This window comes from Bradyrhizobium sp. UFLA05-125 (genome assembly GCF_059803515.1).
Map to the genome: position 1 here is coordinate 74,198 of NZ_JBANBJ010000015.1, position 23,756 is coordinate 97,953.

At 64.4% G+C, this 23,756-nt stretch carries 20 protein-coding genes and 1 riboswitch; of the genes, 9 read left to right on the forward strand and 11 right to left on the reverse strand.

Going from position 1 to position 23,756, the window contains the following annotated elements; genetic code table 11:
* Nucleotides 1-12 precede the first annotated feature (12 nt).
* The 6 genes from SO156_RS16435 to SO156_RS16460 form a co-directional block, all read right to left on the reverse strand.
* Nucleotides 13-1,302 (reverse strand): ABC transporter substrate-binding protein, encoded by a 1,290-nt coding sequence (locus SO156_RS16435; RefSeq protein WP_498535514.1) that lies wholly within the window; start codon nucleotides 1,300-1,302, stop codon nucleotides 13-15.
* 58 nt (nucleotides 1,303-1,360) lie between these two features.
* Nucleotides 1,361-2,533 carry an ROK family transcriptional regulator gene (locus SO156_RS16440; RefSeq protein WP_458150328.1) on the reverse strand — a complete coding sequence of 391 codons (1,173 nt, stop codon included), beginning with the start codon at nucleotides 2,531-2,533 and terminating at the stop codon, nucleotides 1,361-1,363.
* 123 nt (nucleotides 2,534-2,656) lie between these two features.
* Nucleotides 2,657-3,787 carry an iron-containing alcohol dehydrogenase gene (locus tag SO156_RS16445; protein ID WP_498535515.1) on the reverse strand — a complete coding sequence of 377 codons (1,131 nt, stop codon included), beginning with the start codon at nucleotides 3,785-3,787 and terminating at the stop codon, nucleotides 2,657-2,659.
* A gap of 17 nt (nucleotides 3,788-3,804) precedes the next feature.
* Nucleotides 3,805-4,836: a 4-hydroxythreonine-4-phosphate dehydrogenase PdxA gene (pdxA, locus tag SO156_RS16450; protein WP_458150944.1), complete on the reverse strand. Its 1,032-nt coding sequence runs from the start codon at nucleotides 4,834-4,836 to the stop codon at nucleotides 3,805-3,807.
* The gene (locus SO156_RS16455; RefSeq protein WP_498535516.1) at nucleotides 4,833-5,948 is read right to left on the reverse strand and encodes a four-carbon acid sugar kinase family protein; all 1,116 of its coding nucleotides are present in this window, start codon (nucleotides 5,946-5,948) and stop codon (nucleotides 4,833-4,835) included. Before SO156_RS16455 ends, pdxA begins: the two co-directional genes overlap by 4 nt.
* Nucleotides 5,945-6,850: a dihydrodipicolinate synthase family protein gene (locus SO156_RS16460; protein WP_498535517.1), complete on the reverse strand. Its 906-nt coding sequence runs from the start codon at nucleotides 6,848-6,850 to the stop codon at nucleotides 5,945-5,947. The genes SO156_RS16455 and SO156_RS16460 overlap by 4 nt, the downstream gene beginning before the upstream one ends.
* Before the next feature lie 234 nt (nucleotides 6,851-7,084).
* Here SO156_RS16460 and SO156_RS16465 point away from each other — a divergent pair, with 234 nt between their 5' ends.
* From SO156_RS16465 to SO156_RS16490, 6 genes are all read left to right on the forward strand, one after another.
* The gene (locus SO156_RS16465) at nucleotides 7,085-7,882 is read left to right on the forward strand and encodes an IclR family transcriptional regulator (RefSeq protein ID WP_498535518.1); all 798 of its coding nucleotides are present in this window, start codon (nucleotides 7,085-7,087) and stop codon (nucleotides 7,880-7,882) included.
* A 222-nt stretch (nucleotides 7,883-8,104) separates the two neighbouring features.
* The gene (locus SO156_RS16470) at nucleotides 8,105-9,541 is read left to right on the forward strand and encodes a sodium:solute symporter family protein (RefSeq protein WP_498535519.1); all 1,437 of its coding nucleotides are present in this window, start codon (nucleotides 8,105-8,107) and stop codon (nucleotides 9,539-9,541) included.
* A complete protein-coding gene (locus tag SO156_RS16475; protein WP_498535520.1) occupies nucleotides 9,538-10,728 on the forward strand; it encodes a sialidase family protein in 1,191 nt (396 codons plus the stop codon). Before SO156_RS16470 ends, SO156_RS16475 begins: the two co-directional genes overlap by 4 nt.
* A 4-nt stretch (nucleotides 10,729-10,732) precedes the next feature.
* Nucleotides 10,733-11,416 carry an SDR family NAD(P)-dependent oxidoreductase gene (locus tag SO156_RS16480; protein ID WP_458150950.1) on the forward strand — a complete coding sequence of 228 codons (684 nt, stop codon included), beginning with the start codon at nucleotides 10,733-10,735 and terminating at the stop codon, nucleotides 11,414-11,416.
* An 81-nt stretch (nucleotides 11,417-11,497) separates the two neighbouring features.
* A complete protein-coding gene (locus SO156_RS16485) occupies nucleotides 11,498-13,450 on the forward strand; it encodes an alpha/beta hydrolase domain-containing protein (protein WP_498535521.1) in 1,953 nt (650 codons plus the stop codon).
* A 243-nt stretch (nucleotides 13,451-13,693) separates the two neighbouring features.
* Nucleotides 13,694-14,089 carry a response regulator transcription factor gene (locus SO156_RS16490; protein ID WP_498535522.1) on the forward strand — a complete coding sequence of 132 codons (396 nt, stop codon included), beginning with the start codon at nucleotides 13,694-13,696 and terminating at the stop codon, nucleotides 14,087-14,089.
* Between the two features lie 3 nt (nucleotides 14,090-14,092).
* On the opposite strand, the gene SO156_RS16495 is transcribed toward SO156_RS16490, so the two are convergent.
* Entirely contained in the window at nucleotides 14,093-14,755 is a 663-nt protein-coding gene (locus SO156_RS16495) for a response regulator transcription factor (protein ID WP_458150952.1), read from the reverse strand.
* A 408-nt stretch (nucleotides 14,756-15,163) separates the two neighbouring features.
* Nucleotides 15,164-16,048, reverse strand: coding sequence for a LysR family transcriptional regulator (locus tag SO156_RS16500; protein WP_498535523.1), 885 nt, complete (start codon nucleotides 16,046-16,048; stop codon nucleotides 15,164-15,166).
* Nucleotides 16,049-16,181: 133 nt separating this feature from the next.
* Here SO156_RS16500 and SO156_RS16505 point away from each other — a divergent pair, with 133 nt between their 5' ends.
* A complete protein-coding gene (locus SO156_RS16505) occupies nucleotides 16,182-17,120 on the forward strand; it encodes a ring-cleaving dioxygenase (RefSeq protein WP_498535524.1) in 939 nt (312 codons plus the stop codon).
* On the forward strand, nucleotides 17,120-17,773 hold the full coding sequence (locus SO156_RS16510; RefSeq protein ID WP_498535525.1) for an alpha/beta hydrolase: 654 nt from the start codon (nucleotides 17,120-17,122) through the stop codon (nucleotides 17,771-17,773). The genes SO156_RS16505 and SO156_RS16510 overlap by 1 nt, the downstream gene beginning before the upstream one ends.
* Before the next feature lie 6 nt (nucleotides 17,774-17,779).
* Here the strand turns inward: SO156_RS16510 and SO156_RS16515 are convergent, their stop codons facing one another.
* Together SO156_RS16515 and SO156_RS16520 are read right to left on the reverse strand one after the other, a co-directional pair.
* Nucleotides 17,780-19,228, reverse strand: coding sequence for a PepSY domain-containing protein (locus SO156_RS16515; RefSeq protein ID WP_498535526.1), 1,449 nt, complete (start codon nucleotides 19,226-19,228; stop codon nucleotides 17,780-17,782).
* A gap of 12 nt (nucleotides 19,229-19,240) precedes the next feature.
* Nucleotides 19,241-21,598 carry a TonB-dependent receptor gene (locus SO156_RS16520; RefSeq protein ID WP_498535527.1) on the reverse strand — a complete coding sequence of 786 codons (2,358 nt, stop codon included), beginning with the start codon at nucleotides 21,596-21,598 and terminating at the stop codon, nucleotides 19,241-19,243.
* Between the two features lie 120 nt (nucleotides 21,599-21,718).
* Nucleotides 21,719-21,917: riboswitch (cobalamin riboswitch) on the reverse strand.
* A gap of 75 nt (nucleotides 21,918-21,992) precedes the next feature.
* Between SO156_RS16520 and SO156_RS16525 the strand changes: the two genes are divergently transcribed.
* Entirely contained in the window at nucleotides 21,993-22,565 is a 573-nt protein-coding gene (locus SO156_RS16525; protein WP_458150958.1) for a histidine phosphatase family protein, read from the forward strand.
* Nucleotides 22,566-22,697: 132 nt separating this feature from the next.
* On the opposite strand, the gene cobT is transcribed toward SO156_RS16525, so the two are convergent.
* Nucleotides 22,698-23,756 (reverse strand): nicotinate-nucleotide--dimethylbenzimidazole phosphoribosyltransferase, encoded by a 1,059-nt coding sequence (gene cobT / locus SO156_RS16530; RefSeq protein WP_498535528.1) that lies wholly within the window; start codon nucleotides 23,754-23,756, stop codon nucleotides 22,698-22,700.

A 23,756-nucleotide genomic window follows, 5' to 3' on the forward strand; every position in this document is an offset into this window, starting at 1 on the left:
AGACGACGTCGGTCAACGCGCGCCCTCGACGGCGTCGGCGAGGCGGGTGACCGCCTGCTCCGGCGTGATCGTCTTGTTCTTCACATACTCTGTGATCACGTCGATCATCGCGGCGGTCAGGCCGTTTTCCTGCGCCATGTTGTGCGCGAGGCTCAGGACGGCCTGATTGTTGGCGACAGCATCCTTGAGCGCGGCTGCCGTTCGCCGCTGACCATCCGACCAGCCGGCACCGGAGAGGTCGACATCGGTGCGCACGGGTATCGATCCCGTGATCTGCGAATACATTGTCTGGATCGCCGGATCCATGACGAGCTGGGCCATCAATGTCTGACCGGCCTGCAGATCGGCCTCTTTGCGCTGCCAGAATATGAAGGCATCGGCATTCAACAGGAACACCGGCTTGGTATTGTCACTGGGGCCCGGGGCGATGACAAAGTCGTCGAACTTGAAACCGGCGTTGCGTAACACGCCCTGCGCCCACCCGCCCTGGATCATTATGCCCATGTCGCCGTCGACGAAACGCTTCAGGTTGGTGGCAAAGGGTTGGGCGCCGACGTTGGGATCCATCCAGTCGGCGATCTTGCGCACCTGCGCGAACGCGGCCTTTATCTCGGGGCCCTGCAGGGCCTTCGTGTCGAGATTCATGATGGCCGCGCGGTATGAAGTCGGACTGATGCCGGCGAAAGAGGCCTCGAATTTCTGCCCGTCGTCGGGGCGGGTGCCGCCGTTGGCGATGGGAAATGTGACACCCCCCGCTTTCATCTTCTCGGCGAGATCGTTGAAGTCGGCCCAGGTGACGGGGATCTTGTCGGCCTTGGCTTTGTCCATCGCACGTTTGGAGAGAAACAACGTGTTGGTGCTGTAGATTTGCAATGGCAGCGAAATCCACTTGCCCCCCGGCTTATGCAATCGTGCAAGATCTGGAGCGACAACCTTTTCGTAGCCGGCGGCAGCAACAAGGGCATCGAGATTGACGGTCGGGGCTATCTTCGACCAAGCCGCAATCTCGGGGCCCTTGAGTTGCGAACAGGCTGGCGGATCGCCGGCGATGATCTGAGCACGCAGCTTGTTCATCATCTCGGTGGTGAACCCCGGGACGGGCGAGTGCTGCCAAATTCCGCCCTTCTCCTCGAATTTCTTGCCGAGCGCCGTGATAGCCGCGCCATCGCTGCCTGCGGACCATTGCGAGATGACGGTCAGCCGCGGCTTGACCGCACCTTGCGCGCGCGCAAGCGCCGGCAGTGCCAGCGCGGCAGCGGATCCAGCGAGCAGATGACGCCTTGTTATTGTTGTGATCGGCATAGCAGTTCCTCCCGGGTGTGAACTTTTTGGCGCGGCGAGCCGCAGGCCTCAGGGCATTTCAGGCAGCCTCCGTCGATGCGGCCGGCATGCCGCCGCGGCACGCCAGGCAACAGGCGGCAAAGGCGAGCGCCGCATTCGGATCGTTACTGTTCGACGGCGGCACGAAAGCGAGCGACACCTCGGCGAGCTTGCGTCCGCCGAGCAGGCTGGCATCGATCCCCTCGACCACGGCCTTTCGGTCGTCCTCCGCGAGAAGGGACGGCCAGCCGCTGATGACAACACCAGGACAGGGCTTAACGTTCAGCGTATTGCCGATCGCAAGGCCGAGCCGGAACAAGCGGCGCCGCAACTCCTGGCGCAGACGGGACGGAACCGAGATTGCATTTACCCAATCGTCGCCGAGCTGGAGCAAATCCGTTTCGCCAATACCAAGAAGCTCGGCGAGTGCAGGAAGCGAGGCATAGGCTTCGACGCAGCCATGATGGCCGCAGCGGCATCGCGGACCGCCCTCGCCGAACACCATGTGGCCCAGCTCGACCGGCCGCGAGGCATTGGCCTCGATCGCGTCGTCCACCCATGCGCCCGCGACACCCTGGCCGACGAACACGAACAGATGGGCGCCCACAAGCGGATAATGTTCGGTGCGGCAGCGATGAAACATCGCATGCGCCACGACCGAGTTCGTGAACTCGACCGGCACGTCCGCAAACATCTCGCTGAACATGTCGCGAACCTGGGTAATGTCGCAGGGAATGATCGGATTGTGCAGTTCACTCAGCCGGCCGAGTCCGGGAACCGAAACTCCGATCTGCGCAAGGTCGACCCCTCGCCGCCGCGTCCAGGTCTGGAGCAAATGCAGCGCGTCGCGGAAGACCCCGCCGACGGTGTCGACCGTCAGCGTCTTCGGCAATGGCAGACGCTCGACGTAGCTCAGCTCACCCGAAAGCGCCCCGACCGCGACACTCAGCCGCTGTGTGGTCAGCTCGAATGCCGCCAAGGCCACGGACGTGTCGAGCGACACCAGACCGGTTGGGCCACCGATGTAAGGCGCAGGTCGCCTCACTTCCGCGATCAGGCCCTCCGCCTTCAGATCAATCAGGATGCGCGACAGGCTCGCCTCAGACAGGCGCACCGCCCTGGCCAGAGGAGGCCGAAACATGCCGCCCGACTTGAGCAGATGCCCAAGAATGGCCGCACGCGTCTGCCGCCGACTTCTCGGCTGCTCCGACATTTCCGTCCCTGTCGTCATTCTTACTTAGTGTAAGAATGTGCGCGTGGAGCGTTTCGACTGTCAAGTCGCCTGCTGACTAGACGTTGGACTTAGTGTTGTGCGCGGCAGCAAAGCGGCGTGTGATCAGAATGCCGCCTGATACATCTTCAGGATGGCATCGCGGCTGAGATCGCGCGGATTGTTGTCGAGAAGGCGGCGGATTGCGTGGGCCTCGTCGGCCATCGCGCCAAGGTCATCCGCGGGCACGCCGAGCGCGGACAATTTCATCTCGATGCCGAGATCCGTGCAGAAGCGATAGGCCGAGTCAAATGCAGCCGAAGGATTTTTCGTCGCCGGCGCGCCGAGCGCCTCCAGCACGGCCTCCGTCTTCGCTTCCACCGCCGGCATGTTGAACGCCAGCGTATGCGGGAAGATCACCGCGCAGGCGAGACCATGGGCAACGTGATGGCGCGTGCCGAGAGGATAGGCCACCGCGTGGCCCGCGGTGGTGTTCACCGGCCCGAGGCAGAAGCCGCCATAGAGCGATGCCAGTGACAACGCCGCCCGCGCTTCGCGATCCGAACCGTCCCTCACCGCACGACCGAGATAGCGGCCGACCAGGCGGATGCCTTCGCGCGCATAGAGATCGATGGTCGGATGAGCCTTGCGGCTGGTGAAGGCTTCAGTGCAGTGCGCGAGCGCGTCGACGCCGGTCGCAGCCGTGACCTGCGGCGGAACGGTCATGGTGAGATCAGGGTCGACGACGGCGAGATCGGCCAGCATGAAGCGGCTCTGCACCGCGAGCTTGTTGCGGGTTGTGGGATCGGTGACCAGCGCGCGGATGCCGCCTTCGCTGCCGGTGCCGGAGGTGGTCGGCACCTGGATCAGCGCGATGGCGCGGCCCGCGACCTTGTCGGGACCGACGACATCAGCAAGCTTCTGCTCGCCGGTGCAGAGCACGGCGACGAGCTTGGCGAGATCCATCGCGCTGCCGCCGCCAAAGCCGACCACGAGATCCGGCCGCGCCGCGCGCGCGACGCTAAGCGCCTTCTCCAGATTGGGAACGTCCGGCTCCGGCTTGACCTCACCGAATACGGTCACCTCGCCCGGCAGCGCGAGCAGGTCGACGCGCGCCGCGTTGAAGCCATCTGCGATGACGAGCGAACGCCGCACGCCCTTCCCGCTCGCAAACCGCGCCACCGCGGCAATGGTGCCGGATCCGAACTCAATCACCTCGGGGCGGATGATTTCGATTGGTGCAGACAGGTTGGTCATGATTTTCCTTCCCGGGCTCAGGCGCGCGTCGCGCTGGCGGCAAGACGTTCGGCATATTCGATCGCCTCGATCAGGCTGCGCTCATTGGCGATGCCCTTGCCGGCGATATCGAAGGCGGTGCCGTGGTCGACGGAGGTGCGGATGATCGGCAGCCCGAGCGTGATGTTGACGCCGGACAGTTCCTGCCAGCGGCCGGTGGCAGGATCGACCTCGAAGCCGAGCAGCTTGACCGGGATGTGTCCCTGGTCGTGATACATCGCGATCACGGCGTCGTACTGGCCGGCGCGCAGCTTCACGAACACGGTATCGCCCGGCACCGGGCCGACGATGTTGAGTCCGTCGGCGACCGCCTTCGCGATCGTCGGCTCCGACACGTCGATGTCCTGGCGGCCGAACAATCCCCCCTCGCCGGCGTGCGGATTGAGTGCGGCAACGGCGATCTTCGGCTTTTCCAGGCCGAGCCCGCGCAGTGCCTTGTCGGTGAGATCGATGACATAGCGCAGGCGTTCCGGCGTCAGCCGCTTCGGAACGTCCTGAAGCGCGACGTGGGTCGAGACATGGCTGACGCGCATGTTGCCATGGGCAAGCATCATCACCGAGCCTTTGACGCCGGTGAGTTCGGCCAGCATCTCGGTATGGCCGGGATAGTGGAAGCCGGCCTTGTTGAGCGCTTCCTTGTTGAGCGGAGCGGTCACGATGCCGCCGATCCGTCCGGCCTGCGTCAGGCGTACTCCCTGCTCCACCGCCTTGAAGGCGAAGCGGCCGCCGTCGGCCGTCAGCACGCCTGGCTTGATCGGCTCGCCTTCATCATCGGCCTGGAGAAAGCACAGGTTCGGCCAATCCTTGTCCGACGCGCGCACCTCGGGGATATCGAGGTTCGCCGCCAGTTGCACGGCCGCATTCTTCAACGCTGCGCCGCTGCCGATGATCAACAGCCGGAGATCACCGGCTTCGATCCGCGATCGCAGCTTCTCACAGGCCTTGATGATGATCTCCGGACCGATCCCGGCGGGATCGCCCATGGTGATGGCGAGATGCGGATGGGTCATATGTCGTGTCTTTCGTTGATCAAATGACTGTCCTGCAACAGTGTGTGCCACAGGCTCGGCGCGCCGAAGGCGCCTGATTTCGAGATCACGGCAACGCCGTCCCAGCGGCCCCCGCGAATGATGGAGCATGGCAGGCCCGGCATGATGCGTCCGGTCACCTCGAGCGCGTTTGCGCCCAGCGCAAGGCACACCGCCCGCAAGGTCTCGCCGCCCGCGACGATCAGCGTGCCCGGCGGCTCCAGCGCAGCGGTCAGCGACCCGAGTCCGCGCGCGATGCGGCGCGCCGCTTCACCTCGGGACAGACCGGAGGCGAGGTCGAACTTCACCAGCGCGACGCCTTCCGTGCAGAGCTTGCGGCGAACCAGTCCCGCGTTGTCTTCGCTGGTTTCCGCAAGCGCAACCACGGCCTCACCGCAAGCCGCAAGCTGTGCGGCCGTCGCAGGCTGGTCCGATCCAAACAGCCCGAGAACCGGCTTACGCAGTACCGACGGCGCGGACGCATCGCTGCCGCGTGCGAGCGCGCCGGCGAGACCACCGCTGCCGCACCACAGGACCGGCTGCGACGCGCTGCGCCCGATCGCGACGATGCGATCGAGATCATCCTCGCTCTCAGCATCGAAGACGCTGATGCCGGCAGGCAAATCGGTGTCGAACCGTCCAGTCTGTCCGTCGAGGCCTTCGGCCGCGAGCTGCGCCAGCAGGTTGTCGCCGACCCGCGACCAGCTCCCGTCATGGGCGCGCGCATATTGCTGGCCGCCAAAGGTGCGGCGTCCCTGATAGGCGAAAGCCGGGGCCAAGATGCAGGACCTCCACGGCCCCGATCGCAGGCACGCCCCGAGCTCGGCCGCCCAGGCGCCGCGCAACAGGCTATCAACCTTCTTGTAGGCGATCGCCCCACTGCGCAGCAGCGGCGCGAGGCGCTCGACGATCTGAGCGCTCTCGGCCTTGTCACGCTCGCGCGTGCCGGTATCGACGGCGAGGCAGGCGGGAAGTTGCGCAGGCAGCGCCTCCGCCCATGTCACCTGAAGCGGTCCGCACATGCCGACGAACTCGGCAGCCGTGTCCAGCGCACCGGTCAGATCATCGGCGAGAAGGCGGAACGACGGCCTCACACCTGCTCCTTGACGCGACTTGCGGCTAGGAGTGTGTCGGCGTTCTCCTGCGTCAACGGCAGCAGCGGCGGCCGCATCCGGCGCCAGCCGGCATGGCCGGTTTCCTGCGCCAGCAGCGTCTTTAGCGAAGCGATCTGCGGGAACACGGAGACGCGCTCGCGCGCCTTGATGATGCGGTTCTGCGCCGCCTCCAGCGCTGCATCATCGTCATTATAATGATGGAACACGTAGGCGAGCTCACGCGCCACCAGGTTCGAGGTCGCGGTGATGCAGCCCGCGCCGCCCTTCTTCAGAAGCGGCAGCAGCAGCGGATCGGCACCTGCCAGCACGGCAAAGCCCGGGAAGTTCTCGATCATCGCGGTCATATTGGCGAAGTCGCCGGAGGAATCCTTGATGCCGACAATGACGTCCGGATAAGCCGCGCGCAGCCGCGCGATCACCGCGTGCGGGATCGGCTGATGCGACATCTGGGGGATGTGATAGAGCACGACCTTGAGACGAGGGTCCGCGACACGCTGAATGACCTCGCTGTAGGAGGCATACAGTCCCTCGTCCGTGATGTCCTTGTAGTAGAACGGCGGCAGCATCACGACGGTCGTGACACCGAGCGAGAGGGCATGCCGCGTCAGCTCTACCGTCTCGGTCAACGCCGGCACGCCGGTTCCGGGCAGGAGCTTTGACGGCGCGATCCCTGCGCGGACGACGGTCTCGATCAGCGCCTTGCGTTCGCTCGCGGAAAACGAATTGGCTTCGCCGGTCGTGCCCAGCAATGCGATGCCGTCACAACCTTCGCTCAGAAGATGGCGACAATGCGCGACGAAGACGGCATGATCCGGCGCTAGATCGGCATCCAGCGGCGTCAACGCCGCGCAAAACACGCCTTTGGGCTGAACGTCCACCACGAGAGATCCTCCGTTGGCATCCGGCCGATCGAATGATCGGAATCCGAACAATTGTTGTCAAACCTTGGGGAGAGGATTAGACTTCGCAGTCGCGGCCGTCAAGCGAGCAGCTCATGCCTTTCCATCCGGGACGGCTTGCCTGCTCGCCGGGCCGGCCGAAATAGAGCGCGGATTCGCGAGGAGTTCCAACTGTTTCCCTCGTGGACGAGGCGCCGCCAGATGAGGAAACGAACATTGGCCAAGACTGCATCGCCAGCCGACAATCCCAAGAACTTCGTGAACTCGGTGGCCAAGGCCTTCGCCGTGCTGAAGAGCTTTTCGGCCGAAGAGTTCGAATTGACGATCACGGAGATCGCCGAGCGCGCCGAGATGGACCGCGGCACGGCGTTCCGCCTGGTGCAGACGCTGGTCAAGCTCGGCTACCTCCACGCCAACGAGGCGACGCGCCATTATCGCCTCAGCCTGAAATGCCTCGATCTCGGATACACCGCGCTCTCCGCCGGCAATCTGCGCGGCCAGGCCGAACCGCTGCTGCGCGAGCTGGTCCCGGCGCTCGGTGACGCCGCATCGCTCGGCGTTCTCGACGGTAGCGACGTCGTCTATCTCGCGCGCGTCAGCGCCGGCCTCGACCGCCACAAGATCGACCGCAGGCCCGGCAGCCGGATCAAGGCCTACGCCGCAGCGCTCGGCCACGTCATGCTTGCGGGCCTGCCGAAAAACGAGCAGGTCGCGCGGCTCGACGCCACCGAGCGGATCAAATTGTCGGAGCGCACGCTGACGGATCTGAAGCTGTTGCTCACGCGGCTCGATCAGGTGCGCAAGCAGGGTTATGCCGTCTCGGACGGCGAAAACGCTTATGGCCTGCGCACCCTCGCAGCACCCGTGTTCGGCCCCGACAAATCCATCGTGGCAGGTATCAGCCTCACCGTCGATGCCAACCGCATCGATATCAAGACGTTCGAAAAGTCGGCGCTGCCGGAGGTGCTGCGGGTCGCCAAGCTCTTGACCAACGCGGTCCAGATGAGCGGCTGATCCTTCCTCCAACCGGGAACCCATTGAACCCGCTGCGGCAATGAACGCGCGGCGGGTGCGACCCGCCGCCGCGTCAACGCGTACGCTTGACGGAGGGCGCCCGGGGAGGTCTAATAGCCACTAACAACATTTGTTCGTATTCCGATCAAACAACAATCGGACGAAACCGGACACAGCGGGCTTCACAACACCGCGTCCGCGTCACCAGAGGAAACACCACTGATGCAAGCCATCCTCAATGGAGAGAGCACGCTCATCGTCGCGATGATCGCTGCCTACATCGCCTTCACGTCGTGGCTCACGATCAAGCTGCGCAGCAGGACGAGCGATCAGTTCATGACCGGCGCACGCGCCATGCCGGCCGTCGTCGTCGGCGTGCTCATGATGTCCGAATTCGTCGGCGCCAAGTCGACCGTCGGCACGGCACAGGAAGCGTTTCAGTCCGGCATGGCCGCTGGATGGGCCGTGCTCGGGGCTTCGATCGGCTTCCTCCTGTTCGGGTTCTTGATGGTCAAGAAGCTCTACAATTCCGGCGAATACACGATCTCGGCCGCGATCGCGCAGAAATACGGCAAGTCGACCATGCTCACGGTGTCGGTGATCATGATCTACGCGCTGCTGCTCGTGAACGTCGGCAACTATGTCAGCGGCGCAGCCGCCATCGCCACCTCGCTGCATATCAGCCTGCCCGTCGCGATGTGCATCATCGCCGTGGTCTCTACGTTCTACTACGTGTTCGGCGGCCTGAAGGGCGTGGCCTGGGTCACGATCCTGCACAGCGCCATCAAGGTCGTCGGCATCCTCATCATCTTCGCGGTCGCAATGTCGTTGACCGGCGGAATCGCGCCGATCCAGGCGAAACTGCCGGCCTATTACTTCAGCTGGGACGGCAAGATCGGCTTCACGACCATCTTCGCCTGGACCTTCGGCACGGTCGGCGCGATCTTCTCGACGCAGTTCATCGTGCAGGCGATCGCCTCGACACCCAGCGCCGACGACGCCCGCAAAGCGACCCTCTACGCGGCGGCGTTCTGCCTCCCGCTCGGCTTCCTGCTCGCCCTGATCGGCGTTGCGGCGAAGTTCCTCTACCCCGACATGAACAGCCTCTACGCGCTGCCGGTATTCCTGGAGAAGATGCCGCCGCTGGCCTCCGCTTTCGTCACGACGTCGCTGGTCGCCTCGATCTTCGTCAGCGTCTGCACGGTCGCACTCGCCATCGCCTCGCTCGTGGTGCGTGACTTCTATGTCCCCTACTGGAAACCGACGCCGGAGCGCGAGCTGAAGATGACTCGCGTATTCTCGATCGTGATCGGCATCTTGCCGCTGGTCTTCGTGTTCTTCATCCCCGAGATCCTCAAGCTGTCGTTCTTCACGCGCGCGCTTCGGCTGTCGATCACCATCGTCGCGATGATGGGCTTCTATCTGCCGCTGTTTGCCAGCAACCGCGGCGCGACCGCCGGCCTGATCGGCGCAGCAATCTCGACGACGGTCTGGTATCTGCTCGGAAATCCCTTCGGCATCGACAACATGTACATCGCAGCAGCGACGCCCCTGATCGTGATGGCGATCGAGCGCCTCGTGCTCGGCCGCGCGCCCACCGAGCGCGCCGCCCCGACGGCCGCGCAAGGCAATGCTCTCGCAGAAAGGACTTCAGCATGATCGCAGATACCGAGATCGCGGCCGACGGTGTCGTCCGCCAAGTGGCCGGCGATCCCGACCGGTTCGACGCCTTCATTCCCTCGCCCTGCGTGCAGAACCACGCGGCCAATCTGATGACGCTTGCGAGCGGCGACCTCGGCTGCGTCTGGTTCGGCGGCACGCAGGAAGGCATGTCGGACATATCAGTCTATTTCTCCCGCCTTGCCCGCGGCACGACGCAATGGTCGCCGGCCGAGAAATTGTCCGATGACTCCAGGCGTTCCGAGCAGAACCCGGTGTTGTTCCCTGCCCCGGATGGCACGCTGTGGCTGATGTGGACGGCGCAGCTTGCAGGTAACCAGGACACAGCCTTCGTCCGCAGGCGCCTGTCGCGCGACCATGGCCGGACCTGGGGCCCGATCGAAACGCTGTTTCCGGAGCAGCGCGGCCGCGGCACCTTCATCCGGCAGCCGATCGTGGTGCTCGACAACGGCGACTGGCTCCTGCCCGTCTTCTATTGTCACAGCACGCCGGGACGGAAATGGAACGGCGACGAGGACACCAGCGCCGTGAAGATCTCCTCCGATGCAGGCGCGACCTGGCGCGACGTGGACGTCCCGGGAAGCCGCGGCTGCGTGCATATGTGCATCGAGCGTCTTGACGACGGTTCGCTGCTCGCACTGTTTCGCAGCCGCTGGGCGGACAACATCTATCAGAGCCGATCCACCGATCACGGCCGCACCTGGACGACGCCGGTCGCGACCATCCTTCCGAACAACAACTCGTCGATCCAGTTCACGCGGCTTGCCGACGGACATCTCGCACTCGTCTTCAATGACAGCAGCGCCAATGCCACGACCGAGCGCCGCCTGTCGCTCTACGACGAGATCGAGGACGAGCTGCCACCCGTCATCGCTGGCGACGGCAAAACGGACGGACGCAGCGCGTTCTGGGGTGCGCCGAGAGCGCCGATGACGCTCGCCATCTCGAGCGACGGCGGACGGAGCTGGACCAAGCGCAACGTCGAGACCGGCGACGGCTATTGCATGACGAACAATTCGCGCGACCAGACCAACCGCGAGCTGTCATATCCCTCGGTCAAGCAGAGCGCCGACGGCGCGCTTCACATGGCCTTCACCTACCATCGCCGGGCGATCAAGCACGTTCGCGTGACCGAGCCATGGGCCACGCACATTGCCAGGGACTAGGATGATGGATGGCGGGCGGCCCCATGCGCTTGTGACAGGCGCAAGTTCCGGCATCGGCGCCGCGATCGTCGAACGCCTGCTGCGCGACAGCTGGCGCGTCACCGGAATCAGTCGCCGTCCCGCACCTTTCGACCATCCGTCGTTTGATCACTTGTCGCTTGATCTGGGCAACATCGACGCCATAGCGCCTGCTGTCGCAGGCATCGCACCGACGGCTCTCGTCCACGCCGCAGGCGTTCTCAAGGTCGGCCTGCTCGGCGCGCTCAACCATGACGACGGTGCCGCGATGTGGCGACTGCATGTCGAGGTTACCGAGCGTCTCGCCAACGCGCTCGCTCCGCGCCTGCCCGAGGGCGGGCGTATCGTCTTCATCGGCAGCCGGACCGCATCGGGCGCGTCCGGCCGTGGACAATATGCTGCGACGAAAGCGGCGCTGGTTGCGCTCGCGCGTTCATGGGCGGCCGAGCTCGCCCCACGCGGCATCACGGTCAACGTCGTTGCGCCCGCAGCAACCGAGACGCCGATGCTGAACGACCCGACGCGCGCCAATGTGGCACCCAAACTGCCGCCGATCGGCCGCTTCATTCGCCCCGAGGAAGTGGCGGCCAGCGTGGCGTTCCTGCTCTCGGCGGAAGCAGGCGCAATCACCGGGCAGCAACTCGTCATCTGCGGTGGCAGCTCGCTCTGAACGCGACGCTCGCCTGCGGCTTGCCAGATCGATCCGGCCACGCTCTACTCATCATGTCCTGACTCTGGGAGGAGACACGACATGGTACGCCACGCCGCTCTCTTGAACGGGCTGATCGCGCTCGCCTGTTCTGCGCCCGCCAGTGCAGAGGTCGCACGGTTCAACGTCCTCGATCGCACCACCTCCGCCCTGCAAGGTCGCAGCTTCGGCGCCGCCGGTCAGGTCGAGAGGATCACGGCGAGCGCCACCATCGCGCTCGATCCGGCCAATCCCCGCAACGCAGTCATCACCGATCTCGACCGAGCGCCGCGTAATGCTGACGGCAAGGTCGAGGCAACCAGCGACGTGGTCGTCCTCCGCCCTGCGCATCCGAACGGCATCCTGCTGTTCGAAATACCAAACCGTGGACGCAGGCTGATATCGGCGTGGTTCGACAATAGCTCGATCCAGGGAAGCATTCGTCTCGACCAGGCGGATGACATGGGCCGCGGCTTCCTGCTGTCGCAGGGCTACACGCTGGTCTGGGCGGGCTGGCAGGCGGATGCGCCCACGGGCGCTGGCTTGCTGGGGATCCAGGTGCCGGTCGTCGCCGGAATCACCGGGCCGGTCCGCGAGGAGTGGAGCTTTGGCGACACGACCAATCCGCACCGGGCGACACTGAGCTATCCCGTCTCGGACCGGGGTAGCGCGCAATTGTCGGTGCACGCTCGCGCCGATGACCCGCGGCAAACTCCACCGGAGCTCAAGTTGACCTTCGTTGACGACACGACGATCGAGATCACGCGCCCGCCCGGCTTGATCGCGGATGCGCTGTACGAGCTGACCTACACGGCGCGCGACCCGAAGGTAACCGGCATGGGACTTGCCGCGATCCGCGACGTCGCCGCCTTCCTGAGACGTGAGGGCGGCCCGGCCAATCCGCTCGCGGCCAATGGGCAGAGCGGCATCTCGCGAGCGATCGGACTTGGCATCTCGCAGTCCGGTCGCGTGCTTCGCGACGTGCTTTATTTTGGCATGAACGAGGACGAAGCCGGACGTCTGGTTTTCGAGGCGATGATGCCGATCATCCCCGGCGCGCGGCGCAGCTTCACCAATGACCGTTTTGCCGAGCCAGGCCGCAATCCCGGACCTGAATTCGATCGGCTCTATCCCGTGCTGCGCTTCCCCTTCACTTATGCCGTGACGGAGGATGCGTTCACTGGCCGGCGCGACGGGCTGTTGCTTCGGTGCAGTCTGACCAACACATGCCCGCGCATCATGCAAATCGACTCCGAGTTCGAGTTCTGGGGGTCCGAAGCGAGCTTGCTCGTTACCGACACGCGCGGGCGCGATCTGGAACCGCCACCCGAGGTGCGGCTCTACATGGTCACGGGCAGTCCACACGGCAATGTCGCGACTGCCGTCGTGACACACAGGCCGACCTGCACCCTGCCTCTCAATCCCGTGTATGGCGGTCCAGCCTTCCGCGCGCTGCTCTCCGATTTGCGCGCGTGGATCACCGACGACGTGGCACCGCCGGCAAGCCGCTACCCGACACTGGCGCAGAATACGCTTGCAGCAGCCGGCGACGTCTATCCGGTGCCGATACCGGGCCTCAGCTATCGCGCTCAGTATGCGCGCGCCGAGGCGATCGAGCAGGCAGCTCCGTTGCCGAAGGTGCGCGGGGAATATCCGCTCTATCTGCCGCGCGCCGGTGCTGATGGCAACGCGCTGGCCGGCGTCCGGCTGCCATTGCTTGCTGCGGCTCGCGCGACCTACACGGGATGGAATGCGATCGCCGGAGCCGACGGCGCGCAGACGCTGTGCACCCAGATGGGCGGCACGCTCGCCTTCGCCGGCACGCGCGCCGAGCGCCTCGCCGCCGGCGATCCCCGTCCCTCGATCGAGGAGCTCTATCCGACGCCGGATTCTTATGTGGCCGCGGTCAAGGCTGCAAGCGTGCGCATGGTCGACGACCGCCTCCTCCTTCCCGAGGATGCAGCCGATGCCGTCGCCGCAGCTCAAGCCGGCACGCTGGCCCGACTGGCGCCTTAAAGCGCGATGAGAATGGGATGAATCACCATCGCGCCTTAGGTTATTGTTTGAGCATGATCTTTTCGGAAAGCCGCTTCGCACTTTTCCGGATCATGCTCTAGCAATTCCTGTGCAAGCGAAGTGCCGGCAAGCCGGCGGCAACCTAGTATACACTTGTATAGTCGCCGCGATTGACGGTTGGAACTAAGCTCTCGTCAACGGTCGGGATCGTCGTTGTCGTCCCGCCGATGCCCGTTTTCGGGATTGCGGATCGTGCAAGTACCCCATGCAGGACCACTCGTTGCGATCGTAGACGACGACAACTCGGTTCGTACCGCAGTTGGCGGGCTGTTGCGCTCCATTGGTGTTTCTGCGGAAGTCTTTGCATCTGCGGAGGAGTTTTTGCGCTTCGCGAAGATGGACCAGGTTGGTTGCTTGGTCGTCGACGCCAATATGCCGAACATGAGCGGACTTGATCTGCACCAGACGCTGCTCGACCAGGGAAATTCGATCCCCACGATCGTCATAACCGCCTACCCGAGCGACCATGTCCGCGCGCGCGCACAGCAGGATGGCGTGCGTTGCCTGCTCGCCAAGCCGTTCAACGAGGACGATCTGCTCAGCGCCATTCGTAACGCCCTGGCGCAAGCAGACCGGTGACCGTCAGGCCACCTTGCCGCTGTCGTTCGATTTTCCCAGCGCAAGAAGAACCCGGTCGGCCATGCGCGACAACTCGGGCAGCGACTTCGCATGCATCTTTCGCATCACCTGGCCGCGATGAACCTTGACGGTGATCTCGCTGAGGCCAAGCTCCGCCGCGATCTGCTTGTTCAGCCGGCCGCTCACCACCAGCGCCATGACTTCGCGCTCCCGCGGCGTCAACGTTTCGAAGCGGGTCTTCAGCTCAGCGGTGATCTTCTCCTGTTCGAGCCAGGCCCGGTCGCGGGCATGGCCAAGCTGGATCGCGTCGAGCAGGTCTTGCTCGCGAAATGGCTTTGTCAGGAATTCGATCGCGCCGCCCTTCATCGCCTGAACGGACATCGGGATATCGGCATGGCCGGTGATGAAGATGATCGGCAACTGCCGCTTGCCGGTGCCGAGCTCGCGCTGCAACTCGAGTCCGCTCTGTCCCGGCAGACGCACATCGAGCACCAGGCAGGTTGGTCCTTCCGGACGCCCCGCCTCCAGAAACTCGCCGACCGAACCCATCAGGCTGACCCGGAATCCCGCCGACCGCAGCAGATTCCCAAGCGATTGCCTTATGCTCGGATCGTCATCGATCACGACCACTGTCGCGGGTTGATCCTTGTCCTTGGGCTCCGCCACAAGCGCACCTTGACACGTGCTTCGACCAAGGAGTGTAGCGGCCCCCCCAAGACGAGGGAAGCCGCCGATCAGCCCGCGTGGCCATCCGTCCGCAACCTTCCGGTGAAATAGACTGAACCATTCAGTACGCTCGACTATGCCATCGTATAGCTAGCGAAGCGAAACGAATTCAGTAGGTTAGTAGCATGAGCAGCGAAACCATATCACTCGTGTTCCCGGCGCTCGGCGTTACGATGCTGATCGCCGCGATCGTCCTGCTCGCCGGCGTGTAGCCCGCCTCAACGGGTGCGCCTTCTGGCGGACGCCAAGCGCAGGCAACGCCGGCACTCGTTAAGCAAACCTTAGCGCGGGCCGCCACTCCGCCATCGGACATCATCTGCTGCGTTGCACCGAAACCCGTCCGGCGTATCAGCGTTCGAACCGTTCCACCAGAAAATCGATGAACAGACGCACCTTGAGTGCGAGATGGCGTGTCGGCGGATAGAGTGCGTAGAGCGCCAGCGGCGGCGCATGATAGTCATCGAGACAGGTCCGCAAGCGCCCCGTCTGCAATGCGTCCTCGCCGATGAAGACAGGGAGCAACGCAATCCCCCGCCCGGCCACCGCGGCATCGCGCAGCACTTCGGCATTGTTGACGCATAGCGTCCAGGAGGGCTGGATCCAGTGATCGCCGTCCTTGCCCGACAGCTTCCACTGGTTGCCAGTGGAGAGGAATCCGTAAGTGAGGCAGTTGTGACCGCGCAAATCGTTGGGATGCGACGGCACGCCGTGGCTACTGAAGTAATCCGGTGAGGCACAGATCACACGGGCGATCGGCGCGATCTTGCGCGCGATCAGGCTCGACGACTCCAGGTCGGCAATCCGCAACGTGACGTCGAGACCGTCCTGGAGCGGATCGACATTCTCGTCGCTCAGCACGAGCTGGATGCGAAGCTCGGGATAGCGCCGCATGAACTCGGCAATCGCCGGCCCGAGCCGAAGCGTGCCGAACGACATCGGCGCATTGACCCGCAGCAATCCGCGCGGTGTCGCCTGCGATTGGGTGACGGTCTGGTCCGCGGCCTCTAGCTCGCCGATGATGCCAAGCACGCGCTCGAAATAGGCTTGGCCGTTTTCGGTCGGGCTGACCCGGCGCGTGGTGCGGTTCAAGAGCTGCACGCCGAGTTCGTTCTCCAGCTCCCCGACATACTTGCTCACCGCGGACCGCGACAACCGCAGCGCCCGGCCCGCTTCGGAAAAGCTGCCGAGCTCGACCACTTTCGCAAAAGCCCGCAGGCTTGCCAGCTTGTCCATTCCGGCATCCATCCAATTGTTTCCAATTCATAGACAGTGATGCCATGAAACGCCAGATTGTCTTTTGGAATGGAGCAGAACAATATTTCGGTCATGACGAGCCCGCGGGGCTCACACGCAATGGAGACAAGTCATGGCCGGCCTTCACCACGTCACCGCGATTTCCGGTAACCCGCTGAGGAACCTGAAGTTCTACCGAGAGCTCCTGGGCCTGCGGCTGGTCAAGAAGACCGTGAATTTCGACGATCCCGGCACCTATCATCTTTATTATGGCGACGAAAGCGGCACGCCCGGCACCATCCTTACCTTCTTCCCATGGGAGCATGCGGCTCCGGGCCGGGGCGGCGTCGGCCAGACCCAGCAGACCGCCTTCCGCGTCCCCGCTCGCTCGATCGGCTACTGGACCCATCGCTTCATCGAGAAGGGTGTCGCGCACGAGGCCCTGGAGAAGCGCTTTGGCGAGAGTGTGCTGTCCTTCACCGACCCCGACGGCATGAGCCTGGCTCTGGTCGGCGTTCCCGGTGCCGAGAACGAGCGCGCCTGGAGCAACAGTGACATTCCGGCCGAGCACGCGATCCGCGGCTTTCACGGCGTGACGCTGCTGCTCGATGATGCCGCCAAGACAGGCGCCATCCTGAGCAACGTGCTCGGCTTCGAGGCCGCCGGCCGCGAAGGTTCGATCAGCCGCTATCGTTCGCCGAACGCAGTCGGTGGCGTCGTCGACATCTATGAGGCCAAGGGCTTTCTGCCCGGCCGCATGGGTCGCGGCTCCGTGCATCATATCGCCTTCCGCGCCGCCGACGACGCAACTGAAGCGGAGATGGCGCGCAAGCTCGTGACCGAGCACGGCATGCAACCGACCGAGCAGAAGGACCGCAACTACTTCCGCTCGATCTATTTCCGCGAGCCCGGCGGCATCCTGTTCGAGATCGCGACCGACATTCCGGGCTTCGCAGTTGACGAGCCGCTCGCAACGCTCGGCGAGGCCTTGAAGCTGCCGCCCTTCCTGGAGGCGCATCGCAAGGACATCGAAGGCGTGCTGGCCCCGCTGAACGATGAAAAGGCGGCGTGATGAGCAAGCTCTCTTTCATCCACCGCTTCGAGAAGGGCACGCGGCGCGATCTCGCGCCGCTGCTGCTCCTGCACGGCACAGGTGGCGACGAGAACGACCTGATCCCGCTCGGCCGCATGGTCGCTCCTGACCGCGCATTGTTGTCGGTGCGCGGGCAAGTGCTGGAAGGCGGCGCGCCACGCTTCTTCCGGCGTCTTGCCGAAGGCGTGTTCGACGAGGCGGACGTCGTGCGCCGCGCGCACGAGCTCGCTGACTTCGTCGATGCCGCACGCAACGAGTACGGCATCGCGGCGCCTGTGGCGCTCGGCTATTCCAATGGCGCCAACATCGCCGCAGCCATCCTGCTGCTTCGACCGCAAACCCTGCGCGGTGCCGTGCTGCTGCGCGCGATGGCGCCGCTGGCAAAGCCTCCGCAAGCCGATCTCGCCGGCAAGTCGGTGCTGCTGCTCTCCGGCCAGCACGATCCGATCGTTCCGCCCGACAACATCGAAGGCCTTGCCAAGACGCTGGTCGCATCGGGCGCGCGCGTCGAGGGCCGCGTGTTGCCGGTCGGCCACCAACTCTCGCAGCTCGACGTCAATCTGGCGCGCGAGTGGCTGGCCGAGAAAGGATTGTCCGACGGCTCACGCCGCAACGAAGCCGCGAACGCATGAGGTCCATCACGGCCGCAACACTCCGGCGCCGATTGTGTAACGCAATCGGCGCCAGCCGATGACAATGCCGGTCAGCGAGAACAGGAAGCCGAGGACACACAAGCCGACGATCAGAACGCTGCGCAGGTGCGGATGCGCCAGCAGGATGGGAAAATCGAGCGTGTGCAGCGCGCTGTAGAACCAACGATAGGCCCGTCGCGACGGGTCCAGCCTTTGCAGCACGGCACCGTTCGCGCCATCGATGTCGAACCAGATCTCACCGCATTTCGCGCGATAAACGGGTGCGCCCGGCAGCGCGGACGATGCCGGATAATCATCATTCGCACTGAGCGGCGTTGGAACGCCACATCCAGCCGCAAGACGCTCGGTCAATCCTGAGATATCGCGAGCACTCAAGAATGGCTGTTGCCGGTCCGGTGTCGAATCCCCTGCCCGGACCAGGATCTGCCTGTCGAGACCGACGCGATCGCGGCGATAGAAGCTGCCGTTGAAGGCGAACCACTCGAGCTCGCGGGCCGATGGTGAGATCGGCGGCCAGCTCACCCCTGCCGATGCGCGCCAGTCAGGCGCGGCAGCGGCGGCGTCCGCCTCGGACTGCGTCAGCTGCCCGCGCGAGAACAAGCGCCCGTGGTCCATGGACAGCCAGCCGCTGAAGATCCAGGTCAGAAGGAAGGTCGTCGCCAGCAATCCAATGACGTGATGCAGAGCATGCCAGCCACGATAGGGTGACAACTTTCGGCCTTCGCGAAGCCTAACCCGTGCAATCCCGAGCGCAGCGCCAAGCACGGCTGCGATCAATGCGAGCAGCGAGAGGCTCCAGACCACCCCGTCCCACAGCGACCAGTTGCGCCTCAGCACAGTCGGATAGATCCAGTGCACGACGCTGCCGACGAGATTCCACCCGCGCTCGCGCCGCGTCGTATCCAGGACGATCTCGCCCGTGACCGACGACACGTAAAGCTCCGTCCCATCAGCGTCGTCGAGTGCCACGCGGAACAGCGGCCGATGCCGATCGAAGCCGTTCGGCACGCTCCATTGATCATGGTCGGCAAGCGCGACGACCGACGCGCGGGCAACATCGAGCCCGCGCCGTCGCGCATGACCGGTCGCGATGGCAAGTGCAACGTCCGGTGATGTCACAGCTGCGTCGGTGCCAGCTGTTGCGCGGATCGCCCGCGACAGCGACGGAGTCGCGATAACATAGACGGGACCGTCGCTCCGCCGGATCAGCCGGACATGCGCGGCGTCGGACAGCCCGCTCGCCCTCACGGCGTCTGACGGACCAATCACCTCGCCTGCTTGTGCCAGTGGCGCGAGACCTTCGAAACGTTCCGCTTCGCCGAGCGAGGGAAACGGAACGAAGTGCATCACGATTCCGCTTGCGAACCACATCGCAAACAGCAGGCAGAACGCAATGCCGAGCCAGCGGTGCAGCAGGATCGTCGCGCCCATCATGCGATCATCACCTTACCACTTGAACGCAGCGGAGATCTCATAGGTGCGCGGCGCTCCCAGCAGGACCTGATCGGGGTAGAACGGATCGCCCCAGATCGCATAGCGTTTGTCGGTGATGTTGCGCACGCGGAACGTCAGGCGCGTCTGCTCGACGGCGGAGAATACCGATTTCGGGATGTCTACGAAAGCGTAGACGTCCGCGACCGTGTAGGCGTTCAGCGTCACGGTGTTCGCATCCGTGTTGTAGCGATCGCCGACGTGACGTCCGACCACGCCGAGCTCCACCGGCCATGGCGTGAAGAAGCGATAGGATGCGCCGGCATTGGCGACGATGCGCGGCACGTTGGGCGGCGTATTGCCGGAGAAAGAGCCACCGGCGAAATTGTAGTCGGCATAGCGCGCATCGACATAGGCGATATTGCCCCACAGCCGCACGGCGTCCGTCACGCGCACGGCACCGGCGAGCTCCACACCCTTTGACTCCTGCTGTCCGGCGATATTGAGCTGCATGCCGCCAGCGGCTGCGTAGACGTTCTTGCGCAGGATGTCGTAGGCCGAGAACGACCACTCCGCCCTGTTGTCCCAGAACAGATGCTTGACGCCGGTCTCGTAGGTGCGCGACGTCGTCAGGTCGAGCGGCTGGGTAGGCGCGAGCAGGAAGATGTTGTTGGCCGAGACATCGGCGCCGGTCGCGTACTGGCTGAAGAAGGTCAGGCCGGGCACGGCTTCCCAGGTGTAGCCGATGCGACCGGTCACCGGCGCCCAGTCTTTCGAGAACGGGAAGCCCGCCTTCTCAAGACCGCTGACGTTGGTCGAATTGCGATCGAGCCCGATATGCTCTACGCGCAGGCCGCCGATCAGCGCGAAGCTTCGGGTGATCTTCAGCCGGTCCTCGAACGACAGCGCCTCGTTGTCGATCCGCGCCGTCTGTTGCTGCGTCGTGAGCAGGCCATAATAACCACGCGCGGGATCCACCAGCGTGACGGTATCATCGGGGAAGTTGGCTGCACCCGGCCTGACAAAATCGAGATAGCTTGACGACAGAGTCGTGACGAGGCGGTTGTCAAAGCCTGCGATATTCGCATCCCAGGTCAGGTCGGTGATGTTGCCGACGAGGCGCTGGCTGTGTGCGACATAGAAGCGCTCCCGGTCCACCAAATTCGTCGTGGAATTGAACGCCTCGACTTCATTGTTGAACCAGCTGCGCTCGGCGCCATAGGCATAGGCCTGACTCTTCAAGGTCAGGTCGGGCGCCAGCTTCAGCTCGAAACCGCCACGCAGCCACACCTCCTGCGCGACGTTGCGATTATCGAGAACGTTATAGTTGGTGTTGAAGGTGCGATCATCGATCGTGACCGCACCGAGATTCGTGCCGTTGAAGTTGGAGACATAATTGCCGGAGACGATACCCGACGTCGCATGCGAGCCGCTATAGGCCACCGGCACCAGCGGCGCACCCCAATAGGCCTTGCCGCGATCTTCCCGGTACTCGATTGCGCCCCAGACTTTGAGACTGTCCGAGATGCGATAGTTGAGCTGGCCGGAGACGTCGAGCGTCTTGGTATTGGTGTCGTCGGCAAAGCCGTTGAGCGAGGAACGGCTGATGTCGAAGCGGTAGTCCAATCCCTGGACATTGGTGCTACCGCCCGAGCCATAATGCGTGCGGAACGAGTTCAGCGAGTCATATGAAAAGTCCGCCTCATTCTGGACCGGTCCGGTGTGCGGCTGCTTGGTCACGAAATTGATCGCGCCGCCGCTGGCGCCCTCGCCCGACATCAGCGAGGCCGGCCCCTTCAGAAATTCCACGGCTTCGAGATTGGCAGTGTCCGCGATCCGCGAGGTCATGTTCTGCGGGCCGATCTTGATGCCGTTGTAGAGGATATTGATCTGGCTGTTGGTGAAGCCGCGCATCGAGAAGGCCGAGGGCTCTGCCGGATTGTCGCCTGAGGTGACGCCGACGGCGCCCTGCGCGACCTCGGACACGGTGCGATAGCCCTGCTCCCGCATGGTCTCGGCCGAGATCACCTCGACGGTCGCGGGCGTCTCGCGTACGGTCAGGCCGAGGCGCGAGGCGCTTTCGGCCACGGCATTGGTGTTGAGCGGTGTCTGCGCGGCTGCAGCCGGCACGACGGGCTTGGGAGCTGTCGATGCGGTCGCCGACCTGCGCGCGGCCGCGCGCCGTGCGCTCTGCGCCTCCCGGCCGGCCGGCTTGACCTGCTTGCGGGATTGTGCGGGCGACACCTCGACCGGCGGCAGGGGTTCGCGGGCCTGCTGCGCCAGCGCAGCAGGCATATCGACGGCAGCAAACGATGTGAGGGCGGCGGAGGCGAGCAGGAAGGCGCGCGGTCGTACAATACGGGTAGGAGACACAGTTCGAGAAACCTCGGTATGACGTCAGTGGCACGTCACAGCGAACCAAGTCTCAACCTTCAGGGCGTTTCTCGCCCCCGGCTAAGCCAAATGTCTGTACTCCCCGACCGACATCTTCGCGTGTGACCACGGCTGACGGCAGGTCTCCTGGCTCGCGGGTCGTGACCTCTTCGCCGCCTTCCCGGGACCGAGAGCCCAGTGGCTTGTGACGAAGGATTCTCCGCTTACAGTTGCGGGGGCAGCTGCGGCTTTGGGGAAATCCCCGCACCGCATTCCCTTTTCATCCCCGGATGGGGAAACCGTCGCGCGCATCTATGATTAAGAGCGAGAGAGAGTCAATGTGCAGGCTGCGGCGTTCTCGCCGTAACGGTGCAAACGTCTTTGGAGATGCTGAATGGAAGGGGACACCTTCCTCTGGTTGGTCCGGCATGCGGTCGTCGACGGCGTCGCGGGGACGATCCACGCCATGGATGCGCCGGCCGATCTCAGCGACCCGGGCCGCCTCGACGCGCTACGACGGTGTCTGCCGCAGGGGGCCGCGAGCTACGCGAGCCCGGCCCGACGGACCGTCGACACGGCGCACGCCCTCGCGCTCGATCCGATCCTCATGTCCGAATTCAGCGAGCAGGATTTTGGCGAATGGACCGGGCGACGTCATGATGATCTCGCCGCCGCGGGCGGCGACGCCTATCCAAAATTCTGGGCCGATCCGGCCGGCTCAAGGCCTCCGGGCGGTGAAAGCTTCGAAGACCAGATCGCCAGAACCCGCGAAGGACTTCACCGTATCGAAAGAGGATCAGCGATTCTGGTCGTCCATTCCGGCACCGTCCGCGCTGCGCTGTGCATCGCCCTCGATCTCGCACCGCAGGCATCCCTGCGGTTTGGGATCGATCCGCTCTCGCTCACTCGCATCGACCGCCTGTCGAACGGCTGGCGAGTCGTCTCCGTCAATCAAACTATCGCTTGAAGCCGTAAAGCGCGATGAGATTGGGAGGAATCGTCATCGCGCTTTAGGTTGTTGTTTGAGCATGATCTCCGCGCAAACGCGTTCCGCGTTTGTCGCGAGGGAAAACCGCTACGCACTTTTCCGGATCATGCCCTATGCAGGACGATCCGGAACGTTGGCCTGCGCGAACGTCGCCATGCCATTGTGCAGGGCGCAGGCGAGCCGCACCAGCGGCAGTGCGATCGCCGCGCCCGATCCCTCGCCGAGCCGGAGATCGAGGCTGACCAGCGGCTGAACGTTGAGCGCACGAAGTACCAGGCGATGCCCCTGCTCCGCCGACTGGTGCGACGGCAGCAGGAACGGCTGGCATGACGGATTGAGGCGCGCGGCTGCCAGCGCGGCAACCGACACGATGAATCCGTCGATCAAGATCGGAATACGCCGCTGCGCTGCCGCGATGATCGCGCCGCAGATCGCCGCGATTTCGAGGCCGCCGACCGTACGGAGGACCTCCTCCGCAGATGCACCTGCCTTCGTCAAGCCATGCCGCGCAAGTGCAGTGTCGATTACGCGCGCCTTGCGAGCCCGGCCCGCGGCATCAACGCCGGTGCCGCTGCCTGCGATTTCATCGGCACCCACGCCAAGCAGGCTCGCCGCGATCGCTGCCGAAGCCGTGGTGTTGCCAATGCCCATTTCGCCGAGGAGCAGAAGGTCGGGTTGTCCTTCCGCCGCGCGCACCACCGCGCGCTGCCCGCATTCGAACGCAAAGACCAGCTCCACTGGCTCGATCGCAGCTTCCGCACTGAAGTCGCGGGTGCCACAGCGCGGCTTGTCGGTGATGATGCCCGGCACTGGCGATGGCGCCAGCGTGCCCGCGTCCACGACCTCAAGACTTGAGCCCAGTTCACGCGCCAGCACCGAGATCGCCGCACCGCCAGCGGCGAAGTTCGACATCATCGCGATCGTGACTTCCTGCGGATAGGCGGAGACGCCCTGGGCGACGATGCCGTGATCGCCAGCAAAGACGATGATTGGCGCGCGCGCGGCGCGCGGCTGATCCGTCTCCTGCAAGCCCGCAAGGTCGATTGCGACCTGCTCGAGCCGGCCGAGTGCACCGGCCGGCTTGGTCAGTTGCGCCTGCCGCGCGATCGCCGCCTCGCGGTGCGCGGTAGAGATGCCCGGGCATTTCTCGTAGACCCAATTGGGGAGCAT